The organism is Fibrobacter sp. UBA3718 (assembly GCF_002371935.1).
In the GTDB taxonomy this organism is placed as follows: domain Bacteria; phylum Fibrobacterota; class Fibrobacteria; order Fibrobacterales; family Fibrobacteraceae; genus Fibrobacter.
Genome location: NZ_DFHR01000022.1, coordinates 367370 through 378829, shown reverse-complemented (window position 1 = coordinate 378829; position 11460 = coordinate 367370). Strand labels below are relative to the sequence as shown.

General features: G+C 54.2%; 10 protein-coding genes. 6 read left to right on the top strand and 4 right to left on the bottom strand.

The window, feature by feature from the left end; all coding sequences use genetic code 11:
- Nucleotides 1–117: 117 nt before the first annotated feature.
- Both cas2 and cas1 read right to left on the bottom strand, forming a co-directional pair.
- On the bottom strand, nt 118–372 hold the full coding sequence (cas2, locus tag B4A77_RS12890) for a CRISPR-associated endonuclease Cas2 (protein ID WP_414654948.1): 255 nt from the start codon (nt 370–372) through the stop codon (nt 118–120).
- A gap of 44 nt (nt 373–416) precedes the next feature.
- Nucleotides 417–1313 carry a type II CRISPR-associated endonuclease Cas1 gene (gene cas1, locus B4A77_RS09885; RefSeq protein ID WP_290740345.1) on the bottom strand — a complete coding sequence of 299 codons (897 nt, stop codon included), beginning with the start codon at nt 1311–1313 and terminating at the stop codon, nt 417–419.
- A 178-nt stretch (nt 1314–1491) separates the two neighbouring features.
- On the opposite strand from cas1, the gene B4A77_RS09880 reads away from it, so the two are divergent.
- From B4A77_RS09880 to B4A77_RS09870, 3 genes are all read left to right on the top strand, one after another.
- The gene (locus B4A77_RS09880; RefSeq protein ID WP_290740342.1) at nt 1492–1746 is read left to right on the top strand and encodes an AbrB/MazE/SpoVT family DNA-binding domain-containing protein; all 255 of its coding nucleotides are present in this window, start codon (nt 1492–1494) and stop codon (nt 1744–1746) included.
- Complete coding sequence (locus B4A77_RS09875) at nt 1743–2159, top strand: putative toxin-antitoxin system toxin component, PIN family (protein WP_290740338.1); 417 nt, start codon at nt 1743–1745, stop codon at nt 2157–2159. The genes B4A77_RS09880 and B4A77_RS09875 overlap by 4 nt, the downstream gene beginning before the upstream one ends.
- A 253-nt stretch (nt 2160–2412) precedes the next feature.
- Nucleotides 2413–4965, top strand: a complete 2553-nt coding sequence (locus tag B4A77_RS09870; protein WP_290740335.1) for an ATP-dependent Clp protease ATP-binding subunit — start codon at nt 2413–2415, stop codon at nt 4963–4965.
- A 77-nt stretch (nt 4966–5042) separates the two neighbouring features.
- Here B4A77_RS09870 and B4A77_RS09865 read toward each other — a convergent pair whose 3' ends face one another.
- A complete protein-coding gene (locus B4A77_RS09865; RefSeq protein ID WP_290740333.1) occupies nt 5043–5741 on the bottom strand; it encodes a hypothetical protein in 699 nt (232 codons plus the stop codon).
- 63 nt (nt 5742–5804) lie between these two features.
- Between B4A77_RS09865 and hisC the strand changes: the two genes are divergently transcribed.
- Complete coding sequence (hisC, locus tag B4A77_RS09860) at nt 5805–6893, top strand: histidinol-phosphate transaminase (RefSeq protein WP_173381557.1); 1089 nt, start codon at nt 5805–5807, stop codon at nt 6891–6893.
- 1 nt (nt 6894) lies between these two features.
- Entirely contained in the window at nt 6895–7701 is an 807-nt protein-coding gene (gene hisN, locus B4A77_RS09855) for a histidinol-phosphatase (protein WP_173381558.1), read from the top strand.
- A gap of 25 nt (nt 7702–7726) precedes the next feature.
- Here hisN and B4A77_RS09850 read toward each other — a convergent pair whose 3' ends face one another.
- Nucleotides 7727–10030, bottom strand: a complete 2304-nt coding sequence (locus B4A77_RS09850; RefSeq protein WP_290740330.1) for a DNA internalization-related competence protein ComEC/Rec2 — start codon at nt 10028–10030, stop codon at nt 7727–7729.
- A 156-nt stretch (nt 10031–10186) separates the two neighbouring features.
- On the opposite strand from B4A77_RS09850, the gene B4A77_RS09845 reads away from it, so the two are divergent.
- A complete protein-coding gene (locus B4A77_RS09845; protein ID WP_290740327.1) occupies nt 10187–11425 on the top strand; it encodes a hypothetical protein in 1239 nt (412 codons plus the stop codon).
- Nucleotides 11426–11460 lie beyond the last annotated feature (35 nt).

The following is an 11460-nucleotide window of genomic DNA, read 5'->3' as shown; positions in this document are numbered from 1 at the left end:
TTCGAGCTGGATGTCGAATTTCAGTTTCATCTCGGCTCATAAAGAGCCCCTATAAGATCTACTTTCTGAATATACCTTATTTTATGCGGGTTCGCAAGCGGTTAGACGCTGAAAAAATCAGAAATATTGGATAAAATTCTGGGATTTGGGCCATTTTTTCGGAGCCCTGGTACTGCCGAAATGGCTGTAGATTTCCAGGAACTCTCTGTCTGTGACGCTCAGCAGGCAGACCGTGGAGCGGGGCTCGATTATATTGGCGATTCGTCGTCGGTGTGTCCTGCCGTTGTCCGCAGTGGTGCAGTAGCGGACGTACATTCCCCGTTGCACCTTGCAGAATCCCTCTTTTTCTAGTTCCTTGACGAACCTGGCCATGTTTTGGCGGCCGCTCTTGCTGTGTCTTGGAAAATCAAAAATTGTTACGACCCACATGCTACCCTCGGGTAGGCGATGTTCTTTGTTTCGCCCATGAAAAATTTTGCGACGGAGGCAGTGGTGTAGGTGAGACATGTACCTAGCTGCACCATCTGTTCCCCGAAGGGAATGTTGGTATAGAACAGTTCCAGAAAGGACGCCTTGACTTCCTTGTCCAACGTCTTCTTTTTGGCAGTATGTAATTTGTATGCAATCTGATCGATGAAGGGACGGTAGGGTTCCATGATGTCGTCTGCTAGCGGAAATGCGTCGTAATAGTTCCGGTGGAAAATTCCGAGGGAGGGCAGTAATCCGCTCGCCATCAGAGCGCGTGCCGTTGCGGCCCGCAGGAGCGTGTAGCCGTAATTCAAAAAGTCGTTGGGGTGTTCGCCGAACCTGTCGCGGATGAACTCCTTGCCGAAAAGTTCCCTCCAGTAGTATTGCGCGGCAAGTCCTTCGCGGTTGCTGGAATCCCCGCTAAGGACTCCGGTGGCGTATTTCAGTAGCCTGTCGTGTTTTTTGCCGAGGGACTTTAGGTGCTGCGCCTGGTTCTTGATTTTTGCCTCCACGACATTTTTCCACATTTGTTTTTTGAGCGGTAGGGGTGCGTCCAGTTGCAGGCGGAAGTATTTCTCTTGCAGGGTGTTTGCGTCCAGGTTCATGAGCATGGATGACGGCATGTGCCTTTCGTTGCAGAATACGACGGCGACATTCTGCTCTGCCAGTTTGCCGATGAGCGGCGTGGTGAGCGATGCCGAATGGTTGTCGATGAGGATGATGGCGATATCTTCGATTGCCCTGAGCGTGACGTTGTCAGGATCGTCCTTGTATGCGATTTTGAGCATGGAATTTTGGACCGAAAGCTGGACGGGGCTTTCGAATACGAGAGTCTGTTTGGGCATGTTTATCCTTTTGTTGCTGTGTGTATTTGAAATATGCTAAAATTTAAGTCTCGAACGAGAAATTTCTAAAAAATGCTGAAAATACGCGTGTTCTTGACGATTTTTTCACAATTTGGCCTATTGACTGCCTCGTCGCTATTATTTATATTTGTGGTAAGAATATCTTACCGGAGGCGCTATGGACACTCTAGAAATAACAAGCCTATCGACAAAAGGGCAAATCGTCATTCCAAGGAGTATCCGTAATCAACTGAACCTGGATACCGGGGATAAGCTGATTGTCGTGTGCGATGGTACGAATATTTTGCTCAAGCCGGTACTTATGCCCAGCATGTCTGAATTCAAGACTCTTGTGGAAGAGACGGATAAAATCACAAGTGAACTGGAAACGACTCCGGATATGCTAAGCGCGTTCATCAAGGAAAATCGATGAACGTCGTTGTAGATACCAACGTACTTGTTTCGGGTATTTTTTGGAATGGTTCGCCTCGAAAATTCCTGTCGCTTATTTTTCGCCAAGAAATAAAGCCCTTTGCAACTATCGACATAATGGCAGAGTATTGCCGTATTATTGATAAAGTAGCCAGCAAAAGGCCCGATATCGCAGCAAGGTGGAAAAGCCAAATTGCAAAGGTAATGACCATTATCGAAAAGAATGCGGCTGTGAATGTCTGCAGAGATCCTAAAGACAATATGTTTTTGGAATGTGCGATTGCCGCGAACGCCTACTATTTGGTGAGCGGTGATTCGGACCTGCTTGTGTTGGAGAAAATCAAGGATATTCCGATTATCACGGTGAATCAGTTTTTCGACGCCCACCCAGAATTTGACATCGCTGAAGGTTAGTTTCCGTTTTTGTCTTATTTTTGCTCATAAAGAGCCCCTATCGGACCCACTTTTTAAATATACCTTTATTTATGCGGAATTAAACACCCGCGCGTCTTATTTTGAAAAAAGGTTGCTGAAAAATGCGACATTTTTTTGCTATTAAGGGCGGAAATTGCCGTTTTTACGGTGTTTGGGGCGCTTTTTGCCGAGCGAGGCCCTTGGCACGGGTTTTGCATCTAGAGAGCGGTAAAAATAAAAAGAAGGTTCATTTATGTCCGATTTTAGCAACGATGCAGAAAAAGTTTTGGCGAAGGCGCAGAGCCTGCGTGACCGTTGCTCGCATTCCTACTTGGGTGCGGCGCACTTGGCGGTGGGGCTTGTCGAAGGCCCGGATGCCACCTTGAAGAAACTGTATAAATCCAAAGGCGCGAAGACCAACGAACTCCGCGGCAAGCTGGAACCGTTCGTGCAGAAGATTCCGCGTATGGAAGGCGTGAACCCTGACGTGGAATCCGATAACGACTTGAACCGCATTTTGCGTGCCTCCGTGCAGGCGGCGCGTCAGGTGAACCGCATGGTGACTCCGGGCGACATGCTCGTGGCCTTGATGAAGTTCTCGGGCGACCGTGGCCTTGCGAAGGTTTTTGAAGATGCGCTCGGTAGCGTCGAGGTCGTGGAAACTTGGCTGTCGGACCCGTTTGCGGGTGCCGCGAATGCCGAGGAACAGTCTCCGCTGAAACTCTATGGCCGTGAACTCGTAGAAATGGCCGCCGACGGCAAGCTTTCGCCGGTGATTGGCCGTGAAGAGGAAATCCGCCGTGTCATCTTGATTTTGAGCCGTAAGACGAAAAACAACCCGTGCCTGGTTGGTGAACCCGGCGTGGGTAAGACCGCCATTGTGGAAGGGCTCGCCGAGCGTATTTACCGCGGCGACGTGCCTGACGCATTGAAGGGCAAGAAGTTGTTCGCACTGGATTTGTCTGCCTTGATGGCGGGTGCAAAATACCGTGGCGATTTTGAGGAACGTTTGAAAGCCGTGCTCGATGCGCTCGAAGAAGACGGCAACACGTTGCTGTTCATCGATGAAATCCACACCATCGTGGGTGCGGGCAAGACGGAAGGCTCCATGGACTTGGGCAACATGCTCAAGCCAAAACTGGCCCGTGGTGAGCTGCACTGCATCGGTGCAACCACCACGCAGGAATACCGCAAGTACATTGAGAAGGATTCCGCCTTGGAACGCCGTTTTCAACCTGTGCAGGTTGACGAGCCCAGCGAAGAAGAATCGATTTCAATTCTCCGTGGCATCAAGGATGGCTTTGATGCGCACCATGGCGTGCGTCTGCACGACAATGCGCTCGTGGCGGCGGTGAAACTTTCGAACCGCTACATCAGTGACCGTTTCTTGCCGGACAAGGCTATTGACCTGATTGACGAGGCCGCAAGCCTTGTGAAGACGCAGATGGACACCGTGCCCGAAGCCTTGGACACCTTGCAGCGTAAGGAACTCCAGATGAAAATCGAGGAGCAGGCCTTGGCGAAGGAAACCGACGACACCAGCGTAAAGCGCCTGAAAGAATTGCGCGAAGAACTCGCGACGACCGATGCGGCTGTAAAGCTGATGCAGGACCGTTGGCAGGAGAGGCGTGCGAAAAACGCCGAGTTGCAGGGGCTTAAGAAATCCTTGCAGCAGGCGAAGGACGAGATGGAGCAGGCCGAAGCCCGCTACGACTTGAACCGCGCTGCCGAACTCAAGTACAACAAGATTGTGAACCTCGAAAAGGAAATCGCCGCGAAGACGGAAGAAATCAAGAAGTCCGCAGGCGACGGCGACTTGAGCGAAGAGGTGACCGAAGAGACCATTGCCCTCGTGGTGAGCCGCTGGACCGGAATTCCGGTGACCAAGCTTTGCGAAGGCGAAAAGGCGAAGTTGTTGCACCTGGACGAACGCCTGCATGCCCGCGTGATTGGCCAGGACGAGGCTGTGGAAGCTGTTTCTGAAGCCATCTTGCGTAACCGTAGCGGCTTAAGCCGCGAGAATGCTCCGATTGGAAGCTTCTTGTTCCTGGGCCCCACGGGTGTGGGCAAGACGGAACTGGCGAAGGCGCTTGCCGTGGAACTGTTCGACGACGAGAACGCGCTGGTGCGTATCGACATGAGCGAATACATGGAAAAGCATAGCGTTTCGAGACTCATTGGTGCGCCTCCGGGATACGTGGGCTACGAAGAAGGCGGCCAATTGACCGAAGCCGTGCGTACGCATCCGTACTGCGTGATTCTGCTGGACGAAATCGAGAAGGCTCACCCCGACGTGTTCAACACGCTGTTGCAGGTGCTTGACGACGGTCGACTGACCGACGGCAAGGGCCGTACGGTGAACTTCAAGAACACCTTGATTCTCATGACGTCAAACCTGGGTGCTGCTCACTTCCAGAATCGCGCGGGTGATGCAAAGCCCGTGACCCTGAAGGAAATCGAGCCGGAACTCCGCAGCTTCTTCAGGCCGGAATTCCTGAACAGGCTAGACGAAGTGCTGGTGTTCCAGAGCTTGACGAAGCCGCAGATTCGTGACATCGTAAGGCTCAAATTCAAGGGACTCGCCGAACGCGCCGCCCGTCAGGATTTGCAGCTGACCCTGACCGACGCCGCCCTGGACGCCATCGCCGATGGTGCTTACCAGCCGGAATTTGGCGCACGGCCGATTCAGCGTTACCTGGAACGTAACGTGGAACGCCCGCTGAGCCACGCAATTCTCGCCGGTACCGTGAGTGCGGCAAAGCCCGTGGTCATCGACTACGACGGCGAGAAATTCGTAGTCAAGTAAGTCTTCATGATCCCTCCATCCTAAACGAAAAGTCCGCTTTTATAAGCGGGCTTTTTGCTTCTGAAAAATCTTGGTTTTTATAGTGCTGCTATCACGTAGAGCGCTATGGTCCCGTTGTCGTTGTTCTTTTCTTGCAAGATTCCGATGTCGAAGTCGAGGCGGAACCGGATGAATCCGAAGGTAAGTTCAAATTTCGGGATAATGTCGACCATGAAGTCGTCGGTCAGGTTGCCGATGCTTCCGGACATGTTGATTTCGATAAAGGTGCGGAAATACTTGTTGAAGTAGAGTGTCGGGGTCATTCCCGCGGCGAACTTGACGTATCCGTTTTCTCCGGTGACACCTTCTAGGACGCCTGCGCGGATTTCGTAGAAGTTGGCAAAATTCTTGGATATGAATTGCTCGTTTCCGTAGGTGAGCACGATGGCCGTGCTGTTGTTTCGGTTGAGCCCGAAGAAACCGTCGAGTTCGAGGAAGTTGTTCTCGTTTATCAGGTATCGCCCGCCAATGTCGAGCGTGACGATGACTTCGTCGAACTTGTCCTTGCTGCGGACATTCAGCTTGCCGCCGATGTTCCATTCCTTGGAGAGTGCCGTGGTCAGGTTTACGGGGAAGAGGATGTTCGGACCGTAGTTGCTCACGGCTCCGACGCCGATTCCCCATCTCGGAGATGGTCTCGTGTCTGGCCCGAGCGTGTAGCGGATATCCCACATGGGATCGACAGCGTAAGCGCTAGTCGCAAGAGCTACGGCGATGAGGGCGAGGAGTCGTTTCATACGCCCTAAATTTAATAATCCTGCGGCGATTTTCTATATTTGGGGGCGAATCAAGAGGTAATTATGGTCGAACCGCGTCCAGAACTTTCGAAATTGTCCGATTACGTTCCCGGAAAATCTATCGAGGAAATCCGCGAACGCTACGGATTGAAGCGTATTGTCAAACTTGCGTCCAACGAGAACCCGTTGGGAGCCTCCCCGAAAGCGGTCGAGGCTTTTCATGAGATTGCGGACAGCCTGCACCTCTACCCGCGTGGCGATGCGCCCAAGCTTATCGACGCCATCGCAAAAAAATACGGTGTGAAAACGTCCCAGATTGTCATAGGGAACGGTTCCGACGAGATTATCGACATGGTGGGCAAGGCTTTTATCCGCCAGGGCGACAACTGCGTGGGCATTACGCCGACGTTCTCTGTGTACAAGTTCACGACGCTTTCGAATGGCGCCGACTTTATCGGTGTGGGCGAGGGCGAGGTGCGTACGTCGCTTGACGACCTTGCAAAGAAAATCGACGGCAAGACTCGCGTGGTGTTTATCTGCAACCCGAATAACCCGACGGGTGCGTACTACACGGAAAAAGAAATTTGCGACTTTATGGGCAAGGTGCCGCAGGATGTGCTCGTGTTTTTGGACGAGGCCTACGCCGAATTTGCGACCGCAAGCGATTATCCGAATATGGCCGCCGCCCTTGATAGATTCCCGAACCTGTTTGTCAACCGCACCTTCAGCAAGATCTACGGGCTTGCCGGGCTCCGCGTGGGCTATGCCATGGGAAGTGTCGAGGTTGTCCGTGCCCTCTGGAAAATCAAGCCCCCGTTCGACGTGAACCAGGCGGCGCAGGTGGCGGCGATTGCGGCTCTCGGTGATACTGCGCATGTCGAGGCGACTTGCAAGATGAACGCCGAGGGCGTGGAATTGCTTACCCGCGAATTCGAAGCACTCGGATTCAAGGTCCTCCCGACACAGGCGAACTTCATTTGCGTGCGCATTGGCGAACGCGCGAAGGAACTGGTCGCGTTTTTGGAAAGCAACGGCATGATTATTCGCGGGCTTACGAGCTTCGGCATGCCCGAGCACGTGCGCGTCACGGTTGGAAAACCCGAAGAAAACGCTTTCCTCCTCACGCTCGTGAAAAAATGGTGCGAGGCGTAATATGGTCCGGGAATATAACGACCTGCTGCAGATTGCGCTCAAGACAGCGGAAATGGCCCAGGAGAATATCCTGAAGTATTTCCAGTCCGGCGTTGGAGTCGAGTGGAAAAAGGACAACACGCCGGTGACGGTCGCCGACAAGAGTACGGAAGAACTGGCCCGTGAATTCTGGGCGAAGGAGACTCCTGGCTTTGGCGTGATTGGCGAGGAATACGGAATCGAGAGCCCCGATGCAGAATACCAGTGGGTCATCGACCCGATTGACGGTACGAAAGCATTCGTGCATGGGGTTCCGCTGTTCGGGACGCTCATCGCGCTCTACAAGAAGAATGTCCCGGTGTGTTCGGTTATCCGCATCCCGGCGATGAATACGGCCGTGTGGGCGGTGAACGGCGGTGGCGCCTTCCTGGATGGCCGTCCGGTGCGTGTTTCTGGCGTTTCGCAGTTGAACGAGGCGCTCGTGCTTTCGGGTACGGTGAACACGATGGAATCCCAGGGCTATGGCGAAGGTTTCGCGAAGCTCCGCCGCGGGGCAAGGCTCCACCGCGGGTGGGGCGACTGCTACGGATATTACCTTGTGGCGGCGGGACGTGCCGAAGTGATGGTGGACCCGGTCGTTTCTCTCTGGGATATCGCGCCGTATCCGCTCCTTTTTGCAGAAGCGGGCGGAAAGTTCAGCACCATCGACGGCAAGACGGAACTTTTCGGTGAAGACGGCAAACCTGTGGCCCCGATTTATGAAGGGTTCTCTAGTGTCGCGACGAACGGGGCCCTGCATGGCGTGAGCCTCGACTGCATGAACTCCTAGCATTTTGTTTGCAGATAGTCCGCTTTCATTTCAGCATCGGTTCGACAATTACAGTATCCGCGGAAAACGTCACGAAGACGGTTCCGCTTGTCGCCGTGTTCAGGTAGGGAATGTGCAGGGAGTCGAGCCTTTCGATGACCTGTTTGCTCGGATGCCTGAACCTGTTTTTTCTCCCGCTCGAAATCAGCGCGAGTTGCGGCGCAACGGCGTCCAGGAATGGCGCACTGCTCGAAGTCTTGCTTCCGTGGTGTCCGAGTTTTAGGATGTCGCTTCGGATGTTGGCATCGGATGCGAGAATTTCCTTTTCGCCTGCGGCAGTCAGGTCGCCGGTGAGCATCGCCGAGTGCCCGAGCCCGTGCGCCCGAAGCGTGATGCTGCCCTGGTTTGCGTCGCTACATTTGAGCCCTGCTGTCGAATTCGGGTTGGGATGGACCGCTTGAATTTCGAAACGGTGTTCCCTCCATGTGAATCCGCGGCCTATGTCGCGGATGGAAATTTCCCTGTCGGCAGCGGTGGCGATTGTCTTTTGCCAATCTGCCTTCGCTTCCGTGCGCGAACATTCGTTTATCCACAGTTCCTTGACAGGAAAGGTACGCAGGATGCTGGAGGCTCCGCCGAAATGGTCTAGGTCGGGATGCGTGATGACGAGCGCGTCGAGTCTTTGGATTCCCGAGTGACGCAGGAAGGGGACGATGACGTCTTTACCCATATCCCTCTTGCTTCTGTCTCCGGAATCGACGAGGATGTGCTTGCCGGAAGGCGTCGTGAGCAAAATGCTGTCGCCCTGGCCCACGTCGATAAGCGTGAGGTTCCAGGACGGATGCGAAATCCGCATGTAACCCTGGACGCAGAAGATGGCCGAAAACAGGAGCAGGCACAATAGTCCGAATTTTTTTGCAACCGCATTTTTGCGAATGGCGGGAAGGAGTGCAAAAAGGGTCCCCAGCAGCAGGAGGATGGCCGGGGAAAATGGACCGACGGTGATGGCGGCTCCCGACGAATCCGAAAGCAGGCGAGTGAGGAAACTTGCCATGCGCAAGAAGAATCCGGCTGCAGCGCAAAAGGTGTCGCACAGGAATTCGATTGGCGAAAGTAGCGCGAAAAGTCCGGCCTGCATGCCCCACGAGACGAGCGGTACGATGATGATGTTGCCGAGCCAGGCGAGCGGCGAAAGTGTCTTGAAATGGTGAATCAGGAACGGGGCGGTCGCAAGCGTCGCGCACAGGGTGACGTATGTCGGGGAGAGCACGTAGCCTTCGGTAAGTTTCCAGAGGCTGGATTTGCGGAGGCCTTCGGGGATGCTTTTGAAGGGGTTGCAGCTGTTGCCGAGCAGGATTCCCGCCGTGGCCGTTGCCGAAAGCTGGAATCCGGGGTTCCAGAGTTGCGACGGGTCGGGAAGCAGGATGAACAGTAGCGCGACGCCCAGGCTGTTGAACGTGTTGGCGGGCTTCCCGAACATGGTGCCGAGTTGCGGGATGGCGAACATCAGCACCGCGCGTTTGACGGCGGGGGAACCACCCGTGACAGGGACATAGACGAACAGTAGCGCGATGGCGATGAGGTTCGCCACCTTGTGCGGCAGCCGTGTCGCCTTTAAAAAGACGCTCAGGATGCCGGCGAGTAGCACGACGTGAAAGCCCGAAATGGCGAGAACATGGACAAGTCCTGTTCGCTGGAAGTCGTTGCGGATGGCGTCGGGGATTCCGCTTCGGTCTCCGGCGAGGAGTCCGAGCAAAAGTCCGGTTTCGGCGGGGTCGAGGTGAGCTTCGAAACGGCGCTTTATCCATTGGCGGAAGGCGTAGAAGCTGCGTTCGGCGGTCCATTTGCCGCGCCAGGATGTCCAGTGCCTGAACTTGCCGTATGCGGCGAACCCTTGGCTTCTGAGCCATTCGCGGGTGTCGAACGCCCCGGGCACTGTCGGGGGCGTGACGGGGTACCACTGGGCCTCGAAACAGATGCTGTCTCCGGGTTCGGGGAGCGATTCGAACGCTCGTTTTTCGGTAATGCGCAATCGGTAGCCGCTGTCCGCCTTCACGATAAAGGCGGTCCCGCTAGGCCTCGGAAGGAGCGATTCGATGTTGCCGCAAGCTTTGGCCGGAATTTCGCTGGGTTCGTGGCCGGCATGCAGATGTTCGCGGTGGGCTTGCGCGGTATGGCTTACGCAACCGCAGATGAGCGTGAACAGGATGGCGCATTGGACACTCCTGTGGAATGTCCTGGCGACGACGGCTATGGGGATGAGCAGGAACGGCGCATAACCCGGAAAATCGAGGCTTGCGTATACGGCCATCAGGGTGAGTGCGCTGACGAGGGCCGGTTTTCCGGCCAATGGGGCGGCCAGTTCTTGCAGGCTGGCTAAAATAAGTGAAATTTTTCTTGTCTTTATGACCATCTTTTATCTACTTTTGGGTTAAAAGGATGTCTCTATCTATAAAAACGGTTGAAAACGGAAAATGAGCCAAAATCGATGAAAAAAATTTTCAGTTTGATTTTTCTCGTGAATTTGGTGATGTTGCTCGGGTGCTCCGAGGTCGACCCGGGCGAACCTGTCCTGCAACCGTCGTTCATGAGTCCATACGTCCTTTTCCCGAACGATCCTGCCATAAGCGATTCTGTGGCTGCATACCTGACTTCGGGGGCTGTCCTGAGCCTTCATCCGGGAGTCTCGTACACATTGTCTTTTGACAAGGATTCTTCGCTGGATGAAGCTCCTGTCTTGCAGCTTTTCAGGGTGGGGGGTGCGCTGGACGACCAGAGGTATTCCATAAGACATGTGAGGTCCTTGGATGCCGTCGAAAAGGATGGCCGCTACTACTATGATTTTGTCTGCGAGGAGAATGACAGGGCGAGATGGGTGACGACGCTAGCCCTGAACGGCGATTTTTATATGGGCAATGTGAAAAATGTGCGGCTCGACGCCGAAGGCCCGTATTCGAAAAACTTCTCCATCAACCTGATTGTCGTGGGTAAAGTGGTTTTCCCCGATTCCTCCATGACGGTTCAGGCTTTTGCCGATTCGATGCTCAAATCGTTCCGCAAGTTCTTCAAGGGAATCGGTATTGATACTTTGTATGTACGCTACGCCCATGAGCATCCGGATCTTGGAAAAAAATATCCGGCGGACGAACCCTGGCTTGCGGGAAGGTCGTCGGACGACCTGTTTGTTTCGGAACTCGGGGGCTGGCCCGAGAAAGAACTGAAAAAATCCCTGGACCTGGTCCTGGTGCACCGTATCGAGGCCGACCATGTGCTCGGGTACTCCTATTTGTACTCAGGAAACTTTGGCGGAGGAGATGGCAGCACGGTCGTCATTGGCACCCGCGAGAAGACTCCCTACGGAGAATCGGAAGTCACGGTCGGGGAAATCCTTGAAACGGCTGTCCACGAATCGGGACATTTTCTCGGGCTGCGCCACACGACTTCGACTCGCAGCGATATGAGCGAGACGATGGATTACTCGGTGCTTGAAGACGGATTTACGGATACGCCGTTCTGTCGCGACTTGCTTTTGAGCGGGCTTCTCAAGAAGAACTCTGTTGGGCATTCGGATTTTGCCGTGCCCGCCTACCGCTTGGATTTGGCTGCGGCCGCGGATTTCAGCGTGACGGACTGTCCGGACCACCGTAACCTCATGTTCCCCAGCGTGACGGGCGAGGAATTCGAGGGCTTTTCCGAACAGCAACTGGAACATGTCCGCAAGAACCTGACGGTGTTCCCTCATTAGGCCGGTCAGTTTTTTGCTTGCTTTTGTGGTGCTTG